The sequence below is a fragment of the Flavonifractor sp. An82 genome (assembly GCF_002159265.1).
Taxonomy (GTDB): domain Bacteria; phylum Bacillota; class Clostridia; order Oscillospirales; family Oscillospiraceae; genus Flavonifractor.
On record NZ_NFHG01000003.1, the window covers coordinates 65447 to 89877 of the forward strand.

At 63.4% G+C, this 24431-nt stretch carries 21 protein-coding genes and 1 other annotated feature; of the genes, 9 read left to right on the forward strand and 12 right to left on the reverse strand.

What is annotated here, in order from left to right:
• The first annotated feature begins 43 nt into the window (after positions 1-43).
• The 3 genes from B5G34_RS05410 to B5G34_RS18710 all read left to right on the forward strand — a co-directional run bounded on the left by B5G34_RS05410 (position 44) and on the right by B5G34_RS18710 (position 3058).
• A complete protein-coding gene (locus B5G34_RS05410; RefSeq protein ID WP_242956859.1) occupies positions 44-970 on the forward strand; it encodes an S-layer homology domain-containing protein in 927 nt (308 codons plus the stop codon).
• A gap of 60 nt (positions 971-1030) precedes the next feature.
• Positions 1031-2824: an aspartate--tRNA ligase gene (aspS, locus tag B5G34_RS05415; RefSeq protein WP_087334987.1), complete on the forward strand. Its 1794-nt coding sequence runs from the start codon at positions 1031-1033 to the stop codon at positions 2822-2824.
• A gap of 75 nt (positions 2825-2899) precedes the next feature.
• Entirely contained in the window at positions 2900-3058 is a 159-nt protein-coding gene (locus tag B5G34_RS18710; protein WP_162609424.1) for a hypothetical protein, read from the forward strand.
• A 53-nt stretch (positions 3059-3111) separates the two neighbouring features.
• Here the strand turns inward: B5G34_RS18710 and B5G34_RS05420 are convergent, their stop codons facing one another.
• The 4 genes from B5G34_RS05420 to pta form a co-directional block, all read right to left on the reverse strand.
• Positions 3112-4020, reverse strand: coding sequence for an FAD-dependent oxidoreductase (locus tag B5G34_RS05420; RefSeq protein WP_087334988.1), 909 nt, complete (start codon positions 4018-4020; stop codon positions 3112-3114).
• Complete coding sequence (locus B5G34_RS05425) at positions 4007-5458, reverse strand: FAD-dependent oxidoreductase (RefSeq protein WP_087334990.1); 1452 nt, start codon at positions 5456-5458, stop codon at positions 4007-4009. The genes B5G34_RS05420 and B5G34_RS05425 overlap by 14 nt, the downstream gene beginning before the upstream one ends.
• Positions 5459-5638: 180 nt before the next feature.
• Positions 5639-7126, reverse strand: coding sequence for a peptidoglycan DD-metalloendopeptidase family protein (locus B5G34_RS05430; protein ID WP_087334991.1), 1488 nt, complete (start codon positions 7124-7126; stop codon positions 5639-5641).
• Between the two features lie 355 nt (positions 7127-7481).
• Complete coding sequence (gene pta / locus B5G34_RS05435) at positions 7482-8465, reverse strand: phosphate acetyltransferase (RefSeq protein WP_087334993.1); 984 nt, start codon at positions 8463-8465, stop codon at positions 7482-7484.
• A gap of 180 nt (positions 8466-8645) precedes the next feature.
• Between pta and B5G34_RS05440 the strand changes: the two genes are divergently transcribed.
• Both B5G34_RS05440 and lepA read left to right on the forward strand, forming a co-directional pair.
• Positions 8646-9341, forward strand: coding sequence for a helix-turn-helix transcriptional regulator (locus tag B5G34_RS05440; RefSeq protein ID WP_087334995.1), 696 nt, complete (start codon positions 8646-8648; stop codon positions 9339-9341).
• 46 nt (positions 9342-9387) lie between these two features.
• Positions 9388-11202, forward strand: a complete 1815-nt coding sequence (lepA, locus tag B5G34_RS05445) for a translation elongation factor 4 (RefSeq protein WP_204245912.1) — start codon at positions 9388-9390, stop codon at positions 11200-11202.
• Between the two features lie 305 nt (positions 11203-11507).
• Here lepA and gpr read toward each other — a convergent pair whose 3' ends face one another.
• On the reverse strand, positions 11508-12407 hold the full coding sequence (gpr, locus tag B5G34_RS05450; protein WP_087334999.1) for a GPR endopeptidase: 900 nt from the start codon (positions 12405-12407) through the stop codon (positions 11508-11510).
• A 199-nt stretch (positions 12408-12606) separates the two neighbouring features.
• On the opposite strand from gpr, the gene rpsT reads away from it, so the two are divergent.
• On the forward strand, positions 12607-12870 hold the full coding sequence (gene rpsT / locus B5G34_RS05455; protein ID WP_242956860.1) for a 30S ribosomal protein S20: 264 nt from the start codon (positions 12607-12609) through the stop codon (positions 12868-12870).
• A gap of 126 nt (positions 12871-12996) precedes the next feature.
• Complete coding sequence (locus B5G34_RS05460) at positions 12997-13866, forward strand: YihY/virulence factor BrkB family protein (protein ID WP_087335001.1); 870 nt, start codon at positions 12997-12999, stop codon at positions 13864-13866.
• Positions 13867-13905: 39 nt separating this feature from the next.
• On the opposite strand, the gene ade is transcribed toward B5G34_RS05460, so the two are convergent.
• From ade to B5G34_RS05475, 3 genes are all read right to left on the reverse strand, one after another.
• The gene (gene ade / locus B5G34_RS05465) at positions 13906-15600 is read right to left on the reverse strand and encodes an adenine deaminase (protein ID WP_087335003.1); all 1695 of its coding nucleotides are present in this window, start codon (positions 15598-15600) and stop codon (positions 13906-13908) included.
• Between the two features lie 98 nt (positions 15601-15698).
• On the reverse strand, positions 15699-16439 hold the full coding sequence (locus B5G34_RS05470; protein WP_087335005.1) for a type III pantothenate kinase: 741 nt from the start codon (positions 16437-16439) through the stop codon (positions 15699-15701).
• A gap of 1 nt (position 16440) precedes the next feature.
• Complete coding sequence (locus B5G34_RS05475) at positions 16441-17130, reverse strand: ECF transporter S component (protein WP_087335007.1); 690 nt, start codon at positions 17128-17130, stop codon at positions 16441-16443.
• A 229-nt stretch (positions 17131-17359) separates the two neighbouring features.
• Here B5G34_RS05475 and coaBC point away from each other — a divergent pair, with 229 nt between their 5' ends.
• Together coaBC and B5G34_RS05485 are read left to right on the forward strand one after the other, a co-directional pair.
• A complete protein-coding gene (gene coaBC / locus B5G34_RS05480) occupies positions 17360-18559 on the forward strand; it encodes a bifunctional phosphopantothenoylcysteine decarboxylase/phosphopantothenate--cysteine ligase CoaBC (RefSeq protein ID WP_087335008.1) in 1200 nt (399 codons plus the stop codon).
• A 55-nt stretch (positions 18560-18614) separates the two neighbouring features.
• Positions 18615-18822, forward strand: a binding site (T-box leader).
• A 57-nt stretch (positions 18823-18879) separates the two neighbouring features.
• Positions 18880-20316 (forward strand): glycine--tRNA ligase, encoded by a 1437-nt coding sequence (locus tag B5G34_RS05485; protein ID WP_087335011.1) that lies wholly within the window; start codon positions 18880-18882, stop codon positions 20314-20316.
• 255 nt (positions 20317-20571) lie between these two features.
• On the opposite strand, the gene bilS is transcribed toward B5G34_RS05485, so the two are convergent.
• From bilS to gyrA, 4 genes are read right to left on the reverse strand one after another with little or no spacing between them, the layout of a single operon-like run.
• On the reverse strand, positions 20572-21078 hold the full coding sequence (gene bilS / locus B5G34_RS05495; protein WP_087335015.1) for a flavodoxin family protein BilS: 507 nt from the start codon (positions 21076-21078) through the stop codon (positions 20572-20574).
• Between the two features lie 33 nt (positions 21079-21111).
• On the reverse strand, positions 21112-21549 hold the full coding sequence (gene rnhA, locus B5G34_RS05500; protein ID WP_087335017.1) for a ribonuclease HI: 438 nt from the start codon (positions 21547-21549) through the stop codon (positions 21112-21114).
• A 10-nt stretch (positions 21550-21559) separates the two neighbouring features.
• Positions 21560-21913, reverse strand: coding sequence for an SHOCT domain-containing protein (locus B5G34_RS05505; protein WP_087335018.1), 354 nt, complete (start codon positions 21911-21913; stop codon positions 21560-21562).
• A 3-nt stretch (positions 21914-21916) separates the two neighbouring features.
• Complete coding sequence (gene gyrA, locus B5G34_RS05510; protein WP_087335020.1) at positions 21917-24424, reverse strand: DNA gyrase subunit A; 2508 nt, start codon at positions 24422-24424, stop codon at positions 21917-21919.
• Positions 24425-24431: the final 7 nt, after the last annotated feature.

Genomic DNA, 24431 nt, shown 5'->3' on the forward strand with positions numbered 1-24431 from the left:
ATAAAAGGCGACCCAACGAGATTTGACAAGGAGGAACCCTTTGATGAAAAAGCTTGCCGCTCTGGTCCTGTCCGCCGCCCTTCTGGTGGGCTCCGCCGCCGCCCTCTCCCCCGAGGAGGCCTTCCCCAAGGTCAACGACTACCCCGGCTATACCGATGTGCAGGCCGGCTCCTGGTACGCCGCCCCTGTCCAGGTGTGCTATGAGGTGGGCCTGATGACGGGTACCAACACCGGCTTTGCCCCCAATCAGGTGCTCACCGCAGGCGAGGTGGCCGCCATTGCCGCCCGCATGAACGAGGCCATCACCGGGGAGCCTATCCCCATGGCCACCCCCAAGCCCGGCGAGACCCTGCCCTGGTATTTCTCCTATGTGGAGTATCTTGAGAGCCTGGGCATCGACGTGCCCGACCCCACCAAGCAGGCCACCCGGCAGGAGTTTGTCACCCTGCTGTCCGCCGTGGTGCCTGAGGACATGCTCTCCCCCATCAACACCATCACCGCCCTGCCCGACAGCACCGACCCCGACGTACTGCGCTTCTACAACGCGGGCATCCTCACCGGCGTGGACAGCTGGGGCACCTTTGCCGCTGACAAGTCCCTGACCCGGATGGAGACCGCCGCCATGGTGGCCCGGGTGGCCCGTACCGAGCTGCGGCAGTCCTTCACCCCCGCCGACTACACCCCCTTTACCGCCGCCGGGCTGAATCCCTCTGACGTGCTCTTTACGGGCGGCACCACTGCCGGGGCCTACCTGCCCTATGTCCAGGAGCTGATTGACGGCCTGGAGGCCGACTGCGCCGCCCAGGGCATGGAGTTCAACTGGTTCAACACCGTGGACGGAATTTCCTTCCTGGACTATGTGAAGAACACCGCCCTGACTCACTTCGGCGTCACCGCCAAGGAGGGCACCGACCTCTACAAGAACTTCGACGTGCAGGTGTATTACAGCCGGTACCTGGATCTGAAATAAGGATTTCCAGTCCCTATTGTATTTTTAATATTGTATATTACAATTTGGAGTTGATTTAACATGGCAAACGTGAAAACTGCCTACCGCACCCACAGCTGTGGGGAGCTCCGCATGGAGCAGGTGGGCCAGACCGTCACCCTGGCGGGCTTTCTGGAGAACTTCCGTGAGGTAGGCGCCAGCCTGGGCTTCGCCGTCCTGCGGGACTTCTACGGCACCACCCAGGTGGTGGCCGAGACCGAGGAGATGGTCAAGACCATCAAGGCCCTGAACAAGGAGTCCACCATCGCCGTCACCGGCGTGGTGCGGGAGCGGGATTCCAAGAACCCCAAGCTGCCCACCGGCGACATCGAGGTGGTGCCCCAGAAGATCGAGGTGCTGGGCCGCTGCCGCCACAACGAGCTGCCCTTCCAGATCAACCGCAGCCGGGAGGCCGACGAGACCCAGCGTCTGAAGTACCGCTATCTGGACCTGCGCAACCCGGAGGTCAAGAACAACATCATCCTCCGCTCCCAGGTGGTGGCCGCCCTGCGCTCCTCCATGATCGACCACGGCTTCATGGAGATCACCACCCCCATCCTGACCGCCTCCTCCCCCGAGGGCGCCCGTGACTATCTGGTGCCCAGCAGAAAGCATCCCGGCAAGTTCTATGCCCTGCCCCAGGCTCCCCAGCAGTTTAAGCAGCTGCTGATGGCCTCCGGCTTCGACAAGTACTTCCAGATCGCCCCCTGCTTCCGGGACGAGGACGCCCGCGGCGACCGCTCCCCCGGCGAGTTCTACCAGCTGGACATGGAGATGGCCTTTGCCGGTCAGGAGGACGTGTTCGCCGTGCTGGAGGACGTGCTGCCCCCCATCTTTGCCAAGTACGGCGCCTACAACGTGGCCTCTGAGGCCCCCTTTAAGCGCATCTCCTACCTGGAGGCCATGGACAAGTACGGCTCCGACAAGCCCGACCTGCGCATCGACCTGACTGTCACCGACGCCACCGAAGTGCTGGCAAACTGCGGCTTCGGTCCCTTCGAGGGCAACACCGTCAAGGCGGTGGTGGTGTCCGGCTTCGAGGGCACCCGCAAGCAGATTGACGGCATCTGCAATGAGGTGGAGGTCCAGTCCGGCAACAAGGCCTACTGGTTCCGCCTGGATGAGAAGGGCGAGATCGTAGGCGGCATCGCCAAGTTTGTCCAGCCCATCAAGGACGCCGTGGTGTCCGCCCTGAGCCTGGAGCCCGGCTGCTTCGTGGGCCTGACCGCCGGCAAGCTGCTGGCCGCCCAGAAGACCGCCGGTGTGCTCCGCTCCAAGCTGGGCGCCTTCTGCCCCAACCACATGGACAAGGAGCGCTATGAGTTCTGCTGGATCGTGGACTTCCCCATGTACGAGATCGGCGAGGAGTCCGGGCTTTTGGAGTTCTGCCACAATCCCTTCTCCATGCCCAACGGCGGCCTGGAGATCCTGAAGAAGGCGGCTGCCGGCGAGGTGGACCCCCTGAGCATCACCGCCTTCCAGTACGACCTGGTGTGCAACGGCGTGGAGCTGTCCTCCGGCGCCGTCCGGAACCACGACCCCGAGATCATGATCGAGGCCTTCCAGCTGGTGCGGCTGGGCGAGGACGACGTGAAGTCCAAGTTCCCCGCCATGTACAACGCCTTCACCTACGGCGCGCCCCCTCACGCGGGCATCGCCCCCGGCGTGGACCGTATGGTCATGCTGCTGGCCGGTGAGGAGTCCATCCGTGAGATCATCCCCTTCCCCATGAACAAGAACGCCCAGGACCTGATGATGGGCGCTCCCAGCTTCGTGACCGACGCCCAGCTCAACGAGCTGAACATCGTGTGCACCAAAAAGGAAGACGAGGAATAACAGCGCCCATCATCAGGACCCCGCAGCGCGGGGCGCGCTTTGCGCGTACAAGCGTTTTCGCCGTCGGCGAAAACCTTGGCGCAGGCGGAATTCACTTCCGCCGAGCATGTAAAATCATCCCCGGGTCCCCGGACAGCCCAGGCTGTCCGGGATCTGGGCGCTCCCAGCTTCGTGACCGACGCCCAGCTCAACGAGCTGAACATCGTGTGCACCAAGAAGGAAGACGAGGAATAACAGCAAAGAGAACGGCCCCCATCGGAGCGCTCCGATGGGGGCCGTTTTTCGTTTTATCCTCTGCCCAACAATTCCAGGCCCACCTGTCGGCCCAGCTCCTCGGCCTGGGTGGTGACGGTATCCACAATGTCGTGGACATAGTCGCAGTTACCGCACAGGGAGGCCCATCCGGGCACCTTGTCCCCCAGCCCGGCCAGCAGCTCCCGCTCGGGAATGAGGCCCAAGGCGGTGACCAGGGTGTCGCAGGCAACCCGCTCCTCCTTCCCGCTGTCCAGGCGGCGCAGGGTGACGCCGGTGAGCCGCCCCTCCCCGTGGAGCCGGGTGACGGTGGCCTTGGTGATGAGGGGGATGTTCTGCTCCATCAGGCAGGAGCGGTAGTTGCGTACCATGCCGCCGCAGCTTCCCTTCTGCTCCACCACCCCCACCACCTGACAGCCCTCCAGGGCCAGGCGGCGGGCCACGATGAGCCCCAGATCCCCGCTGCCCAGCACCAGGGCGCGGCGGCCGGGCTTCCAATGGCGGAGGTTCAGCATCCGCTGCACCAGACCGGCGGTGTACACCCCGGCGGGCCGGGTGCCGGTGACCGGCAGAGAGCCGATGGTCCTTTCCCGGCAGCCCGCAGCCAGGATAAGCCGCCGGAAGGAAATGGTCTCATACCCGGTGGGGCCGGACAGCTCCGCCGTCCGCCGCTGGGACAGGGAGAGCACCGTGGTGTTCAGCCGCACACTGACCGCCGCCCCCTCCATCTGAGCGATGATGCGCCCGGCGTACTCCGGGCCGGTCAGGTCCCGGCGGAAATAGCCCAGCCCAAAGCCGTGGTGGATGCACTGGGGCAGGATGCCCCCCAGCCGGGTCTCCCGGTCGGCCAGCAGTACCGACACCGGTCCGGCGCTTGCGGCGGCCAGAGCGGCGGACATGCCTGCCGCGCCGCCTCCCACCACCAGCAGATCAACCTTCTCCATACCGTCCTCCTGTCAGCAGCCGGGAACCCGGCCCGTCCTTCCACAGGTCCTCCGGAGGCGCACCCAGCATGCGGGAGAGCAGCTCCATCACCCGGTCGGTGCAGAAGGAGCCCTGGCACCGGCCCAGGCCGGTGCCCACCCGCCGCTTCACCCCGTCCAGGGTGACCGCACCCCGGCGGATGGCGTCCCGCACCTCCCCCTCGGTGATCCCGCCGCACCGGCACAGAATGCGGCCGTAGGCCGGGTCCCGGGCCACCAGGGCGGCCCGCTCCTCCCGGCTCATGGTCCGGGGGCGTACCGGAGCCTTCCGCTCGGGGCGGAAGGTGGGGTCGGGCTCCCTCCTGCCCAGGGTCTCAGCCACCTGGGGGGCCAGCCAGGCCCCCAGGGCCTGGGCGCAGGTGAGACCGGGGGTCTTGATGCCGATGAGGCTCCACAGTCCCCGGGCAGGATTGGTAATGGTAAAGTCGTGGATGCTGCGGGCGCTCACCACGCTGTAGGGCCGGGGCCGCACCCCGGCAAAGGAGCGGATGGTAAGATTCAGGTCCAGCTGGGGGGCCACCTGGGCCGCCAGCTGCCGCAGCCTGCCCAGCCCTGCCGTGGTGGTGGCGGAAGCCGGCCCGGCGGCCCCCTCCTCCGTGGGCCCCAGCAGCAGCTTGCCCTCCAGGGTGGGCACCAGGGTCAGGCCCTTGCCCTTCTCCTCCGGCTCGTGGAAGATGACGTGGCCCACATAGTTCCCCGCTCCCTCGTCCAGCATGAGGTAGTCCGCCTTTTCCGGAGAGATGCGTACCGATGGCGGGGCGGCCAGCTCCTGGACCTGGTCGGCGTGGAGACCGCAGCAGTTGACCACCGCCGCCGCCCACAGCTCCCCCCGGAGGGTAACCACCCGCCAGCCCCCGTGCTCGGGGAGCAGGTCGGTGACCGGGGCCCCCAGCCAGGGGGCCACCCCGTTGGCCAGGGCGTTCTCCCAGGCGGCGTAGCACAGCCCCCAGGGGTCGGCCACCCCCGTGCCCGGGGCATAGAGGGCGGAGGACACGCCGGGGGCCAGCCCCCGCTCCTGTTCTTCTGCCTCCCGGCCGGAGAGCAGGCGTAATCCCTCCACCCCGTTCTCCATCCCCTGGAGCAGCTTGTTCTGCAAAACCCGGTCGGCCCGGGGGCCATAGCTCACCATCAGGGAACCTCGGCGGGAAAAGGGCACCCCCAGCTCCCGGCACAGGGTATCAAAGCCCCGGTTGGCCTCCACGCACAGCCGGGTCTTCAACGTGCCCGGCCTGGTGTCGCAGCCGGTATATACAATGGCGGTGTTTGCCCGGGAAATGCCGGTACACACGTCCTCCCGGGCCTCCGCCAGGACCACCTTCAGGGGGTAGCGGCGCAGCTCCCGGGCCATAAAGCAGCCCAGCAGCCCCCCGCCCAGTACCGCCACGTCATAGCGCTCCATGGAAGGTCCTCCTCTCGTGATTGCCGCCGCACCCGGCGCTGACCGCCTGGATTTTCAGTGAAACACATGGTTTACTAACTTCTATTATATGGCTTTTTCCATGGGATTGCAACGGGCGGCAAACGCAAAAAACCCCGGCGCATCTGGGATGCGCCGGGGCTTTGTTTCACAGGAATCGGCTCAACCCAGGTAAGCCAGAGGGTTGACCGAGGTGCCGTTGATCTTGATCTCAAAGTGGCAGTGGTTGCCGGTGGAACGGCCGGTGGAGCCCACCCGGGCGATGGCCTGTCCCTGATAGACCTTGTCGCCGGTGGAGACCAGCAGGCTGGAACAGTGGGCGTAATAGGTCTGCACGCCGTTGCCGTGGTCGATGATGACGTACTTGCCATAGCTCCAGTTGCTGCCGGTGCCGGTGCCCGACCAGATGACGGTGCCGCCGTCGGAGGCCTTGATGGTGGTGCCGTAAGCGGTGGCGATATCCAGGCCGCTGTGGTAGCTGTAGGAGCCGAAGATGGAGCGATAGCCGAAGCTGGAGGTGATATGACCGTAGACCGGCCAGATGTAGGAGCCGGTGGGCAGCCAGGAGGGCCGCACCTTGGTACCCACAGCGATGACCTTGTTGGTGGCCTCACGGGTAACCTCGGTGGAGAGCACTTCCCGCTCCTGCTCCACGCCGTTGAGGTAGGCCACATCGGCGGTGACCACCTGCTCGCCGGGGGTACCGGCGTCCAGCACCTTGGACTGACCCTGATACATGGAGCTGTCCTCCACCTCCACCACAGGGCACTCAATGGCCTCGGTGTAGGTCACATGGTCCACGGTCTTGACGGACAGGAAGGGGACCTCTTCCTTCACGTTGACGATCTGACCGATGTAGATGCGGCTGCTGTCCACGTCGGGGTTGAGGGCCTCCAGCTCGGACAGGGTCATACCGTTGGCAAAGGCGATGTCCACGAAGGTGTCGCCCTTCTGCACCTCGTAGGTGGTCTGGCCGTTCTGGTTGGCGGTGAGGGCAGCCAGCATGGCGTCGGTGTCCTGCTCCACGTCGGAGGCGGTGTATTCGTGGGTGATGTACACGCCGGAGGTAAACTCGGCAGAGATGGTGTTCTCATTGATGTAGGCGGACTTGACCTGATCCAGCACAGAGGTGATGGTCTCCCGGTCCTGAGCGGCGCCGATGAACTGCCCGTTGACGGTGAGCACATAATTCTGCATCACGTCCCCGATCTGCTCAAAGAGATAGGTCTCAAACTGGGCGGTGGGGGTGATGTTCTCCGGCTCAGCCAGGGCCAGGGAGTAGGTGACCTCGCCATCCAGGGTGTAGTCGTGACCCAGGATCTCGGTGGCCCGTGCCTCCACCCGGTCCACGGTCTGCTCAAAGACCTGCTTGGAGGTGACGGTGCCCAGGGCCACGCCGTCCACCTCCACCACGTAGGCGGGGGTGTACACGGTGGTCACCACGGCGGCCACGCCCAGCACAGCGGCAGCCGCCAGGAAGTGCAGAGGGCTGATGATGCGCCCGCCGCCGGCGGTGGCGGCGTCCGACCAGTGCTGGAACCGCTTCACGCCGGCCTGAATGGCGGCGCCGGCGGCCTGGGCTCGGCTGCGGAGACGGAGGGCCAGGCTCTCGCCGTTGGGCTCCTGCGGAATATGAAGGATCTCGTCCATGGGGGGATTCCCCTCCTATATCATGAAATAAGAATGCCCCTGTTTCCGATCTGTATCCGATCGGTAACAGGTGGAAACGAAAAGGTTACAAATGGTTACAGTCGTAATGATACACGCATTTACGCAAAAAGTCAAGGGTTTCCGGGGAAAAGCGACCATTCCTCTCCTTACGGCGGAATAAATTTTCATACCACGATATCTGGTAGGCGCCTTCCCAAACCGGCGGCCCCACCCCCAAGACCGGCGGCTTTTTTGTTCCGCCCCGCCAAAATTTTTTGGCAATTTGCCGGGGCACCCCCGGACACAAAAAACCGGAGCGCCCTTGCGGGCGCTCCGGTTTCCGGTAAGTAGTTGATCAGGCCAGCGCAGCAGTAATAATAGCCATGGAGTAGACCTCCTGGGCGTTGCAGCCGCGGGACAGGTCGTTGATGGGGGCGTTCAGGCCCAGCAGCACGGGGCCGTAGGCGTCGAAGCCGCCCAGACGCTGGGCGATCTTGTAGCCGATGTTGCCGGCGTTGATATTGGGGAAGATAAAGGTGTTGGCATAGCCGGCCACGGCGGAGCCGGGGCTCTTCAGCTGGCCCACCTTGGGGGACACGGCGGCGTCAAACTGCAGCTCGCCGTCCACGGCGAAATCGGGGTTGGTGGCCATCACCTTCTCGTAGGCATGACGCATCTTGTCCACGGTCTCGCCCTTGCCGGAGCCCTTGGTGGAGTAGCTCAGCATGGCCACCTTGGGGTCGATGCCGAAGGTGCGGGCACAGTGGGCCACCTCGGTGGTGATCTCCACCAGCTCGTCCTCGGTGGGGTCGATGTTGATGGCGCAGTCGCCCATGGCCAGCACGGTGTTCTCGCCCACGCCCTCACGGACCAGGATGAAGCAGGAGGACACGATCTTGTTGCCCGGCTTGGTCTTGATCAGCTGCAGGGCGGGACGGACGGTGTCGGCGGTGGAGTAGGTGGCGCCGCCCAGCAGGCAGTCGGCCACGCCCATCTTCACCAGCATGGTGCCGAAGTAGTTGCCCTTCTGCAGGGCGGCCCGGCACTCATCGGCGGTCATCTTGCCGCGGCGCAGCTCCACCATGGCCTCCACCATCTTGTCCATGTCGGCGTAGGTGGCGGGATCGATGATCTCGGCGCCCCGGATGTTGTAGCCGGCCTCCTCGGCGGCGGCCTTGACCTCCTCCTCCTTGCCGATGAGCACGGGGGTCAGGAAGGTACCGGCCAGCAGACGGGCGCTGGCCTCCAGGATGCGGGCGTCGGTGCCCTCGGTGAAGACGATGCGCTTGGGGCTCTTCTTCAGGGTGTCGATCAGAGTCTGGAACATATGAATAGCCATTGGAAACTCCTCCGTTTCAAAGATCCGTACTTTTGCCAAATACTTGGCGGTACAACCATTATACACCCGTCTTTACGACAATCACAAGGACCAGGGTGAAAAATATTGTGAAAAAAATCGCTTTACTTTTTGTATTTTTGAAATTATACTATACACACTGTTTTTGAGGAGAGGTGCACTATGACTTCAGATTTTTCCCGCTGCCTGTCCCTGCTGCGGCAGGAGAAGGGAGCGTCCCAGCGGGCGGTGGCCAAGGACCTGGGCATCAGCCAGGCGCTGCTGTCCCACTATGAAAACGGGGTCCGGGAGCCGGGCCTGGCCTTTGTCATCAAAGCCTGCAATTATTATAATGTGTCCGCCGACTTCCTGCTGGGCCGCACCCTGAGCCGGGACGGCACCACCATTGCCGCCGAGGAGCTGTACGACTACTCCACCGAGAAGGACAACGTGCTCCACGGCTCCATTCTGGCCACCCTGAACAAGAAGCTGCTGGTCAACTCCACCGGCGTGCTCTTCGACCTGCTGGGCAAGACCGGCAAGAAGGAGGCCATCAACGCCGCCGCCGACTACCTGGGTACCGCCATCTACAAGCTGTTCCGCCACCTGTACCGGGCCGACGGCACCCAGAACGAGGACTTTTTCTCTGTCTCCGCCCGGCAGTTCACCGCCGGCGTGCCCTTTGCCGACATGATCTGCGCCGAGGCCGACTATACCGAGGCCCTGGCCGCCCACGTCAAGGACAAGGGCACCTTCCCCCCCATGAACAACGACGCCCTGATGGAGAACTACCCCGGCCTGTACCAGTCCCTGCTCCAGATCATCCACAACACCGGCGAGCGCATCAACCGCCGGATGGCGGAGCGCCGGGAGAAATAAGGGACGGACGCCGCCCCACCACCAAAATCACATCAAAACGGGAGGTATGACCTTGACCGACCAATCCAAGATTCGTAACTTTTCTATCATTGCGCACATCGACCACGGAAAGTCTACCCTTTCCGATCGGCTGATCGAGCAGTGCAACGCCGTCACCGCCCGGGAGATGGAGTCCCAGCTGCTGGACAACATGGACCTGGAGAAGGAGCGGGGCATCACCATCAAGGCCCGTGCCGTCAAGCTCAACTACGCCGCCGAGGACGGCAACACCTACGAGCTCAACCTCATCGACACCCCCGGCCACGTGGACTTCAACTACGAGGTGTCCCGGTCCCTGGCCGCCTGCGAGGGCGCCATCCTGGTGGTGGACGCCGCCCAGGGCATCGAGGCCCAGACCCTGGCCAATACCTTCCTGGCCATGGAGCACGACCTGGAGATCCTGCCGGTGGTCAACAAGATCGACCTGCCCGCCGCCGATCCCCAGCGGGTGAAGGACGAGATCGAGAACATCATCGGCATCCCCGCCCAGGACGCCCCCGAGATCTCCGCCAAGGTGGGCATCAACATCCCCGCCGTGCTGGAGGACATCGTGAAAAAGGTCCCCGCCCCCAAGGGGGACCCCAAGGCCCCCCTGAAGGCCCTCATCTTTGACAGCCAGTACGACGCCTACCGGGGCGTCATCGTCTACTTCCGTGTGATGGAAGGCACCATCAAAACCGGCATGAACGTGAAGCTCATGGCCTCCGGGGCCACCTATCAGGTGCTGGAGTGCGGCCACCTGCTCCCCCTGGGCATGGAGCCCTGCGACGAGCTCATCGCCGGTGAGGTGGGCTACTTCACCGCCTCCATCAAGAACGTGAAGGACACCCAGGTGGGCGACACCATCACCGGAGCGGACACTCCGGCGGCGGAGCCCCTGCCCGGCTACCGCCCCGCCCGGGCCATGGTGTACTGCGGCATCTACACCGAGGACGGCAGTAAGTACCCCGACCTGCGGGACGCCCTGGAGAAGCTCCAGCTCAACGACGCCTCCCTGTCCTTCGAGCCGGAATCCTCCGCCGCCCTGGGCTTCGGCTTCCGCTGCGGCTTTTTGGGCATGCTCCACATGGAGATCATCCAGGAGCGGCTGGAGCGGGAATTTGACCTGGACCTCATCACCACCCTGCCCTCGGTGATCTACCGCATCACCAAGACCGACGGCTCCGTGGTCATGGTGGACAACCCCCACAACTACCCCGACCCCGCCCACATCGAGATGGCGGAGGAGCCCTACGCCAAGGTGTCCATCGTCTCTCCCCCCGACTACGTGGGCAACATCATGCCCATGTGCCAGGAGCGCCGGGGCGAGTACAAGGACATGCAGTACCTGGACACCAATCTGGTGGAGCTCCACTACTCCATGCCCCTGGGCGAGATCATCTACGACTTTTTCGACACCCTGAAGGCCCGCACCAAGGGCTACGCCTCCCTGGACTACGAGATGGACCGGTACGAGGTGTCCGAGCTGGTGAAGGTGGATATGCTGCTCAACGGCGACCAGGTGGACGCCCTGAGCTTTATCGCCCACAAGGACAAGGCCTATCCCCGTGCCCGCCGTCTGTGCGAGAAGCTGAAGGAGAACATCCCCCGTCAGCTCTTTGAGATCCCGGTGCAGGCCGCCATCGGCGGCAAGGTCATTGCCCGTGAGACCGTCAAGGCCATGCGCAAGGACGTGCTGGCCAAGTGCTACGGCGGCGATATCACCCGGAAAAAGAAGCTGCTGGAGAAGCAGAAAGAGGGCAAGAAAAAGATGCGCTCTCTGGGTACGGTGCAGATCCCCACCGAAGCATTTATGGCTGTATTGAAGCTGGACGAGGAATAAACGGAACGCATCTTTTCTTGCCCTCTGGGGCCCCGCAAAGCGGGGCGGCGCTGTGCGCCGTACAAGCGTTTTGGGGTACCGCCCCAAAACCTTGGCGCAGGCGGAATTCACTTCCGCCGAGCATGTCAAATAAACTGGGGTCCCCGCAAAGGGCTTGCCCTTTGTGGGGCAGGCAAGAAGAAGATGCGGAGCCTTGGTACGGTTCAGATCCCCACCGAGGCGTTTATGGCAGTATTGAAACTCGACGAAGAATAAGACAAAAGACCTGCTGCACATGCAGCAGGTCTTTTTTTGCACCCGTCTTCTCAGCTGAGAAAGAGCTCCACATCCTCCACCGTCAGGCCGGTCTGGAGGGCCAGGTTGATGCCGAACCCCACCACCTTGGCCAGGTCGGTCACCTTGGCGTCGATGTCCCTGGGGGTGACCAGCACCCCCTCCCCCGCCCCCCGGAGGGCCTGGGGGTCCAGGTCGGCCTGGCCCGCCTCGGCCAGCAGGTCGGCGGCCAGGGTGGCCCCGTCCACCACCGTGGGCACCCCCACGGCAATGACAGGCACCCCCAGGCTCCGCCGGTCCAGGGCCGCCCGGGCATTGCCCACCCCCGAGCCGGGGGTGATGCCGGTGTCCGCCAGCTGGATGGTGTTGCACACCCGGCTCAGGCTGCGGGAGGCCAGGGCGTCCACGGCGATGACGCAGGAGGGACGGATCTTCTCGGTCACCGCCCGCACCAGCTCCCCGCTCTCCACCCCGGTGGTACCCAGCACCCCCGCCGCCAGGGCGGCCACCGGCCGGAAGGAGCCGAAGTGCTCGGGCACCTGCTCCACCAGATGGCGGGTGACCATGGTGTGATCGGCGGCGGCGGGGCCGATGTTGTCGGGGGTGATGGCCCGGTTGCCCAGCCCCACCACCAGGGCGGGAGCACCCTCCGGCAGCTTCAGCAAGGCAGTCAGCTCGGCGGCCACCGCCCGGGCCGCCCGGCCGAAGGCGTCCTCCTCCCGGCGGGCCAGGCCGTCCAGGGTGATGGTCACATAGGTGCCCACCGGCTTGCCGATGGCTTTTGCCCCCTCATCGTCCAGGATGCGCACCGTGGTCACCGGGTAGCCCTCCCGGGTGGATTCGGTCTGCTCCACCCCACGGAGCTCCCCGGCGCCACCTTCCCGCCACAGCTGGGCGGCCTCCACCGCCAGATCGGTCCGTCTTTTTTCCATGTTGACCCTCCTGATACCCCCAAGATATGGTGTTTGGTTTGCTGCTTTCCTCTATTTTTTGCGGAGAGAGCCCCCATATACAAAAAAAGTGAAAAAATCTGAAAAAAACTGTTGCAATTTCTTTGCTCACCTGCTAGAATGTAAAAATGCACAGGGCAAACTATGTGTATTACTATCGTCATCGGAGGAGGTGTTTGGTTTGCCGAATATTAAGTCTGCCAAGAAGCGTGTCCTGGTGAACAAGACCAAGGCCATGCAGAACAAGGCCGCTAAGTCCGCCCTCAAGACCGAACTCAAGAAGTTTGAGGCCGCGGTGGTCGAAGGCAACCGCAGCGAGGCCGAGGGCGCTTACAAGGTGGCCGTTAAGGCGGTCGACAAGGCCGTGGTTCATGGTCTGCTGCACCGGAACAACGCTGCGCACAAGAAGAGCGCCATGACCATCAAGCTGAACAAGCTGGCCTAATCTGTGGTCAACATGAAACCGCCTGCCGCGCAGGCGGTTTTTTGCTGCCCAAAACTGGGCCTTTCTCTTGCATCACCTTCCATTTTATGGTATATTGACTGAGAGCCTGTATGGGGAGGTGGGTCCATGCCCAAGGCGCTGCTGCAAAAGAAGCCGGTGAAATTCATTCTGGAGATGGTGGAGCTCTACTTCTCCAAGCACATCTCCCGCTCGGCCGCCGAGCTGGCCTACTTCCTCATCCTGTCCTTCTTCCCTCTGCTCATCTGCATCAATGCCTTTATCAGTCTGCTGCCGGTGGATCTGGAGGAGCTGATTGCCGCCGCCGCTCCCCTGCTGCCCGGGGCTATTCTGGGGGTACTGCGGGAGTATGTGGGTTACATCACCACCAACCAGTCCCCCGGCCTGCTGGTGGCGGGCATCTTCATGACGGTGTTTTTTGCCTCGGCGGCCTTCCGGGCCCTGATGCATATTATGGAGGAGATCTATGGCCGCAAGGGCTACCGGGGCTTCCGGCAGGTGATCGCCAGCGTACTCTTCGCTCTGCTGCTGCTGGTCACCATCTTCCTGTCCCTGGTGGTGCTTCTCACCGGCGGGTGGCTCTTCCAGGCGGTGGAGAGGCTGCTCCACCTGGACTCCCATACCCTGCCCTGGGACTGGCAGTGGATGCGCTTTCTGCTCCTCTTTCTGTTTGTCTTCCTCTTTGTGCTGCTGGTGTATCGGGTGGCGGCCCCCCGGAGCAAGCCCCGTCCCCCGGTGCTCACCGGTGCCTTTCTGGCCTCGGTGGCCCTGTCCGCCTTCTCCATGCTCTTCTCCCTGTTCATCGGTCTGTCCTCCCGGTACTCCCTGGTGTACGGGTCACTGGCCTCCATCATCATCATGCTGGTGTGGCTCTATCTGTGCGGCAACATCCTTATCATCGGCAACATCTTCAACTGCGTGTGGTACCGCCATCGAAAGCTGAGGCTGCTGAAGGAACTGAAAAAAGAGGACCGGTGACAGCCCCCCGGGGGCCGTCACCGTTCTTTTTGTCCCTATTTACAGCAGGCAGAAGCGGTCCACATCGAACAGCCCCCGATCGGTGAGCCGCAGCTGGGGGATCACCGGCAGGGCCAGGAAGGACAGGGTGGTGAAGGGGTCCACATGGCTGGGTATGCCCATGCCGTAGGCCTTGCGCAGAATGGCCGCCGTTTCGTCCCGCACCCTTTCCCAGGGCGCGTCGCTCATAAGCCCGGCGATGGGCAGGGGCACCTGGCCCAAAATCTTTCCCCCGGCGGCCAGCACATAGCCGCCCCCCATCTCCCGCAGATGGTTGACCGCCGTCACAATGTCCCGGTCGTTGTCCCCCGCCGCGATGATGTTGTGGCTGTCGTGGGCCACCGTGGTGGCGATGGCCCCCCCTGTGATGCCGTAGCCCTTCAGGGGGCACACCGCAAGGTTGCCGTTTCTGCCGTGGCGCTCCACCACGCACAGCTTGGTATAGACGGCGTCGGGGGCAAAGAAGCCCTCCCGGCAGGGCACCTCCTCCACCAGATGGCGGGTGACGATCTGATGGGGCACCAGCTGGATGCAGTGGGCCTTTCCCCGTACCGGCAGCGCCACGTCGTCCTCCGTCAGGGGGCGGCAGCGCACCGAGTCGGTGAGGATCGCCGGGACAGGCACGGGGGCCAGCCCCCCAAAGGCCCGGGACAGCTCCACGCCGTCCTTGTACACCGTGTGCACCGATACGTCCTCCAGCCGGTCCAGCACCACCAGGTCGGCCCGGTAGCCGGGGGCCACGGCACCCAGCTCCCGCAGCCCGTATACCCGGGCGGCGTTGATGGTGGCCATCCGGATGGCGGTCAACGGGTCCACCCCCATCTGGATGGCCAGGTGCACGTTGTGGCGCACGTTGCCCGTTTCACTCACATCGTCGATGTGCTTGTCGTCGGTACACAGCAGCAGCCGGTCGTCGGGATACCCGGACTTGAGCCAGCCGCCCAGGATGGCGGCAGTGTTTTTGGCCGCGCTGCCCTCCCGTACCAGCACCGCCAGCCCCGCCCGCAGCTTCTCCGCCGCCTCCTCAAAGGTGGTGCACTCGTGCTCCGTGGCAATGCCCAGGGAGGCGTAGGCCTGCAAATCCCTCCCTGTGATCCCCGGGGCGTGGCCGTCGGCCAGCCTGCCGAAGCGCCGGGCCAGGGCGATTTTCTCCACCACCTCAGGGTCGCCCCCGATGGCCGCCGGATAGTTCATCACCTCACCCAGCCCCAGCACCCGGGGGTGGGACAGATAGGGCTCCATCTCCGCCGCCCCAAACGCCGCGCCGTTGGTCTCAAAGGGGGTGGCGGGCACGCTGGAGGGCAGCATCAGGTATACGTTCAGGGGCAGCTCCTCGGTGGCCTCCAGCAGGTAGTCCACCGCCGCCGTGCCGCACACGTTGACGATCTCATGGGGGTCGGCGATGACGGTGGTGGTGCCTGCGGGCACAATGGCCCGGGCCAGCTCAAAGGGGGAGGCCATTACCGACTCCATGTGTATGTGGGCGTCAATGAACCCCGGGCAGACGATCTTGCCGGTGCAGTCGTGCTCCTCCAGGCCCTGGTAGCTGCCCAGACCCGCGATATATCCGCCCTCAATGGCCACGTCGCACAGGGTCATCTCCCCTGTAAATACATGGACCACAAGGGCGTTTTTCAGCACCAGCTCCGCCGGTCTGCGCCCTGCGGCCACGTCAGCCAACCTGCGTCTGTCCATCTTCTCCGCTCCTTTTCCCGGTTTGTGCTTAGTATATCTCAAACTGCCCCAAAAGTAAAACCGGCCCCCAAACGGGGCCGGTTTTTTCACATCATATGCTATGGTTGTCTGCGCCGCCAGATCTCTCCCAGACCCAGAAAGGTCAGGTGGGGCTCCCAGGCGGTGGAGATGCGCAGCAGAGGGCGCACCAGGGTGCTGTTGCCACCGGTGAGCACCACCGTCAGAGGGCCCAGCTCCTGCTCCAGCCGGGCCACAATGCCCTCGATGGCCCCGGCGGCCCCGTAGAGGGCGCCGTACCCCATACAGGACACGGTGTCGGTGCCCAGCAGGCCCTGGGGGGCGGACAGGGTGATGGGGGGCAGCTGGGCGGCCCGGGCGGACAGGGCCTCCAGGCCCAGGGCCAGGCCGGGCAGGATCATGCCGCCCCGGAACACACCCCCACGATCCACCACCGACAGGGTGGTGGCGGTGCCCATGTCAAAGACAGCCGCCGGGGGGTTGTACCGGGCCAGGGCGGCCACGCAGTCCACCACCCGGTCCATGCCCAGGTTGGCGGTGTCGTACCCTCTGAGATCCAGGCCGGTGTCGGTGCTTTTGTCCACCACCAGGACTGGCTTTCCGGTGAGGGCTTTCAATCCCTCCCCCACCGGGCCGGTAAGGGCAGGCACCACCGAGGAGAGGACAGCCCCCTGGGCCTCCACACCCTCCAGCAGCCCTTTGAGAGCGGCGGTCCAGTCCAGGGCGGGGTCGCTGGGCAGCTTTTTCACAAAGGCCACCTCTTCCCCCCGCAGACCGGCAATGGCAACGGTGGTGTTGCCGATGTCAACGGTGAGCAGCATCTCAGGCGGGCTGAACGGCGGCGGGGGCCTTCTTCTCCAGCTTGAGGGCCCGCACCAGGGGCACGCACACGGCGGGAGTGACCACGGCGGCCACAATGGCCTCGGGCACGCCATTGGCGGCCACGATGCCCAGGATAAAGCCCAGCACCGCGTCGGCGGGGATGCCCTGGGCGGCGGCATAGGCCTCGGTGAAGATAATTCCGATGGAGCCCATGACCAGGGCGGTGTTGGTGAGGGCGCCCACGATACCGGCGATCACCATGCCCACGGTCTGAACACCGGCGTTGGACTTCCGGAACAGGAACTTAATGAAGGTGTACACCAGCCAGGGGGTAACGCCCACCAGGATACGGGGTACAAAGCAGATGAACAGAGCCCAGGGGCTGCCCCGGTCCAGACCGGGCACGGGGATGAAGGGGGTAAACACAAAGGAGGAAAGACCGGGCACCAGCGTATTCTTGATCAGGCTGGACAGACCGAACATTCCTCCCAGGAACGCGCCCTTCTTGGGCCCCAGCAGGATGGAGCCGATGATAACCGGTACGTGGAGAATGGTGGCCTTGATCACGGGCAGGTCGATGAGACCCAGGGGGGTGAAGGTGAGCAGGAAGATGATGCCGGTAAACATGGCCAGAATGGCCATGCCCTGCACCTGCTTGCTCCGTTGGGACCGGGTGAGCGCTTGTTTCATATTCAATTACCTCCAGCTGCCGTTCCTCCTGAGCGGATACAGCGCGTATTTTGGGTGACCGCCCCCCTGTCCTGTACGGCCTGCCGTCTCCTGAGAGTACAGCGGCCCCGGATGGGGACAGCCGGAGTTATTATAGCGGTTTTATCCCCAAAATGCAATGGGAATGTGGAAAACCTACTTTCTGTCTGCTATAATTGAGGCACTTACAGATCATAAGGAGCATTTTGCTATGCAGTTAAAAGGAAAAACCGTGCTGCTGGGGGTCACCGGCGGCATTGCCTGCTACAAATCCGCCAATCTGGCCTCCGCCCTGGTGAAGCAGGGGGCCAACGTCCAGGTGGTCATGACCCGCAACGCCACCGAGTTCATCGGTCCCCACACCTTTGAGTCCCTGACGGGCAACCGGGTGAGCGTAGACACCTTCGACCGCAACTACCAGTTCCAGGTGGAGCACATTGCCCTGGCTGACCAGGCCGACCTGGTGCTGGTGGCCCCCGCCACCGCCAACGTGCTGGCCAAGCTGGCCCACGGCCTGGCCGACGATATGCTCACCACCACCATTCTGGCCTGCAACTGCCCCAAGATCGCCGCCCCCGCCATGAATACCAAGATGTACGAAAACCCCGTCACCCAGGACAACCTGGACATTTTGCGGAAGTACGGCTGGGAGATCGTGGAGCCCGCCAGCGGACGGCTGGCCTGCGGGGCGGTGGGCAAGGGCAAGATGCCCGAGCCGGAGGACCTGCTGGAGTGCGTCCTCCACGCCCTCAGCCATGAGAAGGACATGGCAGGGCTCAGGGTGCTGGTCACCGCCGGTCCCACCCGGGAGGCTCTGGACCCGGTGCGCTATCTGACCAACCACTCCACCGGCAAGATGGGGTATGCCATTGCCAAAGCCGCCGCCGCCCGGGGCGCCTCCGTCACCCTGGTGTCCGGGCCGGTGAACCTGAAAAAGCCCCCTTACATGGAGGTGGTGGACATCCTGTCCGCTCAGGACATGTTTGAGGCGGTGACCAGCCGGGCGCCGGACCAGGACATCATCATCAAGGCCGCCGCCGTGGCCGACTACCGCCCGGCCTGTGTGGCGGAGGACAAGATCAAGAAGAGCGGCACTGATGCCGACCTCTCCCTTCCCCTCTCCCGCACCAGCGATATTCTGGGCTGGCTGGGGGAACACCGTGTCCCCGGACAGTTTTTGTGCGGCTTCTCCATGGAGACCCGTGACATGGTGGAAAACTCCAAAAAGAAGCTGGAGAAGAAGCACATCGACCTCATTGCCGCCAACAACCTGAAGCAGGCGGGGGCAGGCTTCGGGGTGGACACCAATGTGCTCACCCTCATCTCCGCCGACGGAGCCAGGGAGCTCCCCCTCATGAGCAAGGAGGAGGCCGCCCATTCCCTGCTGGACGAAATTATGTCCCGCCGGTAAGGATTAGCCCCTTTTTGCCTTGACGGGTGGGGGAAAAAATGATAGAATGGCCCACGATAAGGCAGTGATCGGGAAGAGTACCCCCAAATTTCCGCCCCAGAGAAGAGCCGGACGGTGCAAGGCTCCGGCGGAGGTGGAGGGAAGGCGCCCGTGAGCCGCGGGGAGGCAATGCCCCGCCGGTCCCCCGCCGTTACCGGGAACGAAGAGCGTACCAGCCAGGTACGAATTCAGGTGGAACCACGGACATTTTGTTCGCCCTGAGCCGAAAAACGGCTCAGGGCTTTCTATTTTGTTCTGGGCCAGATAAAGGAGTATGTACCATGAAAAACACCGAAAAGACCATGGAGCAGATCGTCACCCTGTGTAAGGGCCGGGGCTTCATCTTCTCCGGCTCCGAGATCTACGGCGGCCTGGCCAACACCTGGGACTACGGCCCCCTGGGTGTGGAGCTGAAGAACAACGTCAAAAAGGCCTGGTGGAAGAAGTTCGTCCAGGAGAATCCCTACAACGTGGGTCTGGACGCCGCCATCCTCATGAATCCCCAGGTGTGGGTGGCCTCCGGCCACGTGGGCGGCTTCTCCGATCCTCTGATGGACTGTAAGGAGTGCAAGGAGCGCTTCCGCGCCGACAAGGTCATCGAGGACTGGTGCGCCGAGACCGGCTTCACCCTGCCTAAGCCTGTGGACGCCCTGTCCCAGGAGGAGATGAAGAATTTTGTGGAGGAGCACAACATCCCCTGCCCCTCCTGCGGCAAGCACAACTGGACCGACATCCGTCAGTTCAACCTGATGTTCAAGACCTTCCAGGGCGTCACCGAGGACGCCAAGAACACCGTGTACCTGCGGCCTGAGACCGCCCAGGGCATCTTTGTCAACTTCCAGAACGTGCAGCGCACCACCCGTCGGAAGCTGCCCTTCGGCGTGTGCCAGATCGGCAAGTCCTTCCGCAACGAGATCACCCCCGGCAACTTCACCTTCCGCACCCGTGAGTTTGAACAGATGGAGCTGGAGTTCTTCTGCCAGCCGGGCACCGAGCTGGACTGGTTCAAGTACTGGAAGGAGTTCTGCCACCAGTGGCTGCTGGACCTGGGCATGAAGGACGAGAACCTGCGGCTCCGCGACCACGATCCTGAGGAGCTCTCCCACTACTCCAACGCCACCACCGACTTTGAGTTCGTCTTCCCCTTCGGCTGGGGCGAGCTGTGGGGCGTGGCCTCCCGCACCAACTTCGACCTGAACGCCCATCAGACCACCTCCGGCAAGGACATGACCTACTTCGACCAGGAGAAGAACGAGCACTATATCCCCTACGTCATCGAGCCCTCCCTGGGCGCCGACCGCGTGACCCTGGCCTTCCTGGTGGACGCCTTCGATCAGGAGGTTGTGGGCCAGGACAAGAAGGGCAACGACGATGTGCGCACCGTGCTGCGCCTCCACCCCGCTCTGGCTCCCTTCAAGTGCGCCGTGCTGCCCCTGAGCAAGAAGGAGGTCCTGTCCGGCCCCGCCCAGCAGCTGCGGGACGAGCTGGCCCGCGACTTCATGGTGGACTACGACGACGCCGGCTCCATCGGCAAGCGCTATCGCCGCCAGGACGAGATCGGCACTCCCTTCTGCATCACCCTGGACTTCCAGACCGTGGGCGACGAAAACACCCCCGCCGACCACTGCGTTACCATCCGTGAGCGCGACTCCATGGAGCAGGTGCGTATTCCCATGTCTGAGGTCAAGAATTATATCGCTGAGCGCATCAAGTTCTAATCTTTTTCCAAACTATAACGCACCTGCTCCATCCCGCCGGTCACGGCGTCACAAGCGTTTTGGCCACAGGCCAAAACCTTGGTGCGGACGAATTCACTTCGGCCGCACAGAATCCAATTGGGGACCCCAAAAAATAAGATTTTTTGGGGCGCAGGTGCGTATTCCCATGTCTGAGGTCAAGAATTATATCGCTGAGCGCGTCAAGTTCTAAAAAGAGCAAAAAAACGCCCTGTTGCACAGCAACAGGGCGTTTTTTCATACTTTCATGGCCTCCCGGGCAAAGTTGGCGGCCTGGTCCAGGTCGCTCTGGTCCGGGTGGGTGAGGGCCAGGTCATAGGCCTGGATCATGGACTTCAGCTTGGCGTTGTCCGGGTCGGCTTTCAGCTGTTCCTCATACCGGTCCCGTACCGCCTGGGGCATCTTGCCAGTGCAGAAGAAGCTGCTCACCACCTGGTTGCCCTTGGGAACCTCCCCCTTGAAGCGGTCGGACAGGGAGGCAAAGTACAGCTCGGAGATGCCGAACCCGGCGGTGCCGAAGAGGGCCACCCGCTTGCCGTACAGGCTATGTAAAAATTCCTGCATGGCGGGGGTGAGGCTCCCTTTATCCGTCCAGGACCCGGCAAAGACCAGCTCCGCCTGATCCACGTTCTGGGGCGGCGGGCCGAAGGCCACAATATCGTGGCCCTCACAGGCGGCCCGGATGGCTTGGGCCACCTGGGCGGTGTTGCCGGTCTGACTGTCAAATACGATGGCGATTTTCATAGGTCCTCCTTTGGACAATGGGCGGGTCGATGTTTATTTATACTTCCGGCTCTCCGCTACCGCCAGCTCGTCGCAGCGGTTGTTAAACGGGTTATCGGCGTGGCCTTTGACCCAGTGCAGGTTGACGGTGTGGTAGTCGCACAGCTCCAGCAGCTTCTCCCACAGGTCGGGGTTGAGGGCGGGCTTCTTGTCGCTCTTCACCCAGCCTCTGGCCTTCCAGCCGCGGGCCCAGCCCTTTTCCAGGGCGTCAATGACGTATTTGGAGTCGGAGTAGAGCTCCACGATACAGGGCTCCTTCAGGGCCTGCAGGGCGGTAATGACCCCGGTGAGCTCCATACGGTTGTTGGTGGTGTGGGCCTCCCCGCCGGACAGTTCTTTCTTGAACTGTCCGTATTGCAGGATGGCCCCCCACCCGCCGGGGCCCGGGTTGCCGGAGCAGGCCCCGTCAGTGTAGATGGTGACTGTTTTCATAGATCTCCTATCACAGTTCCTTCAAAATCTCCTGCCGCTTCTGCTCATACTCCTCTTTGGTAATGAGCCGGCGGTCATAGAGGGACTGGAGCTGCTCCAGCCGCTGCTGAGGGTCGCCCTTGGGGGCGTCCACCGACGCCCCCTCCTCCTCAATATGGATTTCGGGGCCCATATACTTTTTGCCAAAGGCCTGGTAGAAACTCATAACCGCACCGCCTGCGGCGATGAGGGTCCACAGAATGCCGAAGGCGCCGAAGGTGGGAATGACTACAAAAAGGCCGATCCCCACAAAGATGCAGCTCGCCACGCCGCCGAACACGGAGCCGGTTTTACTGGGACGATAGGTCACTCTTTTTCTCGCCATGGCTTATTCCTCCCCTTCGGTCGCGCCGGTGTCCTCCTCTTCCTCCTCATGGTCGGTGCGTGCGAAGGAGATCACCTTGACCCCCTCCTCCAGATTCATGATCTTGACGCCCTGGGCGGTGCGGCCGTAGGTCGAGATTCCGGCCACCGCCATGCGGATGATGACGCCGGCGTCGTTGATGACCAGCACGTCGTCGTTGTCGTTGACCACCTTGACGCCCACCACAGGTCCGGTCTTCTCGGTGACGTTGTAGCCCTTCAGGCCGAAGCCGCCCCGCTTCTGGGGTCCGTCGGCACGGATATACTCGTCCATTTCAGTGCGCTTGCCGTAGCCGTTCTCGGTGATCATCAGCACCTGATGGTCATACTTGGCCCGGGCGGCGCCCACCACGTAGTCGCCCTCCCGCAGGCTGATGCCCCGGACGCCGCAGGCGTCACGGCCCATGCACCGCACGTCGGTCTCCTTGAAGCAGATGGCCATACCGTCGTGGGTGACAATCAGAATGGCCTGGTCGCCGTCGGTCTCCCGGACGGTGATGAGCTCGTCTCCCTCCTCCAGGGTGATGGCCCGGATGCCCGCCTTGCGGGCGGTGAAGATGGAGGAGAGCTGGATGCGCTTGACGGTACCGCTGCGGGTGACCATCACCAGATACCGGTCCTCGGGGAACTGGCGCAGGTGGATCATGGCGGTGACCTTCTCCTCCTGCTCGATGGGCAGCACGTTGACCAGATTGGTGCCCTTGGCGGTGCGGCCCGCCTCGGGGATCTGGTAGCCCTTCTTCCGGTGGACCCGGCCCTTATTGGTGAAGAAGAGGATATAGTCGTGGGTGGAGGCGGTGAACACCGTATCCACATAGTCCTCCTCCTTGGTGGCCATGGCAGTGATGCCCTTGCCGCCCCGGCGCTGGGTGCGGTAGGTAGAGGCGGGGGTGCGCTTGATGTAGCCCCCGGCGGTGAGGGTGAAGACGCACTCCTCCTCCTCGATCAGATCCTCGATGTCGATCTCGTCCTCCACGTCCTGGATCTCGGTGACACGGTCGTCGCCGTACTTGTCCCGGATGGCGGTGAGCTCGTCCTTCAGCACGCCCCGGATCTTCTCCTCGCTGGCCAGCAGCTCGTTGAAGTAGGCGATGCGCTCCTCCAGCTCCTTGTACTCGGCCTCCAGCTTCTCCCGGTTCAGGCCCTGGAGGGCGATGAGGCGCATATCACAGATGGCCTGGGCCTGGACATCGTCCAGCCCGAAGCGGCTCATCAGGTTCTCCTTGGCGTCGTCGTAGCTGGAGCGGATGATGCGGATGACCTCGTCGATGTTGTCCTGAGCGATGAGCAGGCCCTCCAGCAGATGGGCCCGCTCCTGGGCCTTCTTCAGGTCATATCTGGTGCGGCGGACGATGATCTCCTCCTGGAAGGCGATGTACTCGTCCAGGATGTGCCGCAGGGAGAGGATCTTGGGCTGGGACTGGTCGTCCACCAGGGCCAGCATGTTGATGGCGAAGGTGGTCTGCAGCTGGGTCTGGGCAAACAGACGGTTGAGGACCACCTGGGGGTTGGCATCCCGCTTCAGCTCAATGACCACCCGCATACCGTTGCGGTCGGACTCGTCCCGGATGTCGGAGATGCCCTCCAGCCGCTTGTCCTCCACCTGGTCGGCCATGTTCTTGATGAGCATGCGCTTGTTGACCTGATAGGGGATCTCGGTGACGATGATGCGGGTACGGTTCTGGCCGAACTCCTCAAACTCGGTGCGGGCCCGGACGCACACCCGGCCCCGGCCGGTGGCGTAGGCGGCCCGGATACCGGAGCGGCCCATGATGATGCCCCGGGTGGGGAAATCAGGACCCTTCACGTGCTCCATCAGGTCGGCCAGGGTGGCCTCCGGGTTGTCCAGCACGCAGATGGCGGCGTCAATGACCTCCCGCAGGTTGTGGGGCGGGATGTTGGTGGCCATGCCCACGGCGATGCCTGCCGAGCCGTTGACCAGCAGGTTGGGGAAACGGCTGGGGAGCACCCGGGGCTCCTTGCGGGTCTCGTCGAAGTTGGGGTCCCAGTTCACCGTGTCCTTCTCGATGTCCCGCAGCATCTCATTGGAGATCTTGGACATGCGGGCCTCGGTGTAACGGTAGGCGGCCGGGGGATCGCCGTCGATGGAGCCGAAGTTGCCGTGGCCGTCCACCAGGGGATAGCGCATGGAGAAGTCCTGGGCCAGGCGGACCAGGGCGTCATACACGCTGGCGTCGCCGTGGGGGTGGTAGCGGCCCAGCACGTCGCCCACGCAGGTGGCGGACTTCTTGAAGGGCTTGTCGGCGGTGAGGTTGTCCTCGTACATGGCGTACAGGATGCGCCGGTGGACCGGCTTCAGGCCGTCCCGCACATCGGGCAGGGCGCGGCCCTTGATGACGCTCATGGCATATTCGATATAGGACTGCTCCATCTCCTTCACCAGCGGTGAGGTAACGATGGTCTGGTCCGGGTACCGGATCTCCTCCGGGTCGTACTGTGGCTTTTTGCTCATGCTGTTG

Coding starts and splice junctions, on each gene's coding strand:
- B5G34_RS05410 (WP_242956859.1), top strand. CDS start 44: ATGAAAAAGCTTGCCGCTCTGGTCCTGTCCGCCGCCCTTCTGGTGGGC.
- aspS (WP_087334987.1), top strand. CDS start 1,031: ATGGCAAACGTGAAAACTGCCTACCGCACCCACAGCTGTGGGGAGCTC.
- B5G34_RS05420 (WP_087334988.1), bottom strand. CDS start 4,020: ATGGAGAAGGTTGATCTGCTGGTGGTGGGAGGCGGCGCGGCAGGCATG.
- B5G34_RS05425 (WP_087334990.1), bottom strand. CDS start 5,458: ATGGAGCGCTATGACGTGGCGGTACTGGGCGGGGGGCTGCTGGGCTGC.
- B5G34_RS05430 (WP_087334991.1), bottom strand. CDS start 7,126: ATGGACGAGATCCTTCATATTCCGCAGGAGCCCAACGGCGAGAGCCTG.
- pta (WP_087334993.1), bottom strand. CDS start 8,465: ATGGCTATTCATATGTTCCAGACTCTGATCGACACCCTGAAGAAGAGC.
- B5G34_RS05440 (WP_087334995.1), top strand. CDS start 8,646: ATGACTTCAGATTTTTCCCGCTGCCTGTCCCTGCTGCGGCAGGAGAAG.
- lepA (WP_204245912.1), top strand. CDS start 9,388: ATGACCTTGACCGACCAATCCAAGATTCGTAACTTTTCTATCATTGCG.
- gpr (WP_087334999.1), bottom strand. CDS start 12,407: ATGGAAAAAAGACGGACCGATCTGGCGGTGGAGGCCGCCCAGCTGTGG.
- B5G34_RS05460 (WP_087335001.1), top strand. CDS start 12,997: ATGCCCAAGGCGCTGCTGCAAAAGAAGCCGGTGAAATTCATTCTGGAG.
- ade (WP_087335003.1), bottom strand. CDS start 15,600: ATGGACAGACGCAGGTTGGCTGACGTGGCCGCAGGGCGCAGACCGGCG.
- B5G34_RS05470 (WP_087335005.1), bottom strand. CDS start 16,439: ATGCTGCTCACCGTTGACATCGGCAACACCACCGTTGCCATTGCCGGT.
- B5G34_RS05475 (WP_087335007.1), bottom strand. CDS start 17,130: ATGAAACAAGCGCTCACCCGGTCCCAACGGAGCAAGCAGGTGCAGGGC.
- coaBC (WP_087335008.1), top strand. CDS start 17,360: ATGCAGTTAAAAGGAAAAACCGTGCTGCTGGGGGTCACCGGCGGCATT.
- B5G34_RS05485 (WP_087335011.1), top strand. CDS start 18,880: ATGAAAAACACCGAAAAGACCATGGAGCAGATCGTCACCCTGTGTAAG.
- bilS (WP_087335015.1), bottom strand. CDS start 21,078: ATGAAAATCGCCATCGTATTTGACAGTCAGACCGGCAACACCGCCCAG.
- rnhA (WP_087335017.1), bottom strand. CDS start 21,549: ATGAAAACAGTCACCATCTACACTGACGGGGCCTGCTCCGGCAACCCG.
- B5G34_RS05505 (WP_087335018.1), bottom strand. CDS start 21,913: ATGGCGAGAAAAAGAGTGACCTATCGTCCCAGTAAAACCGGCTCCGTG.
- gyrA (WP_087335020.1), bottom strand. CDS start 24,424: ATGAGCAAAAAGCCACAGTACGACCCGGAGGAGATCCGGTACCCGGAC.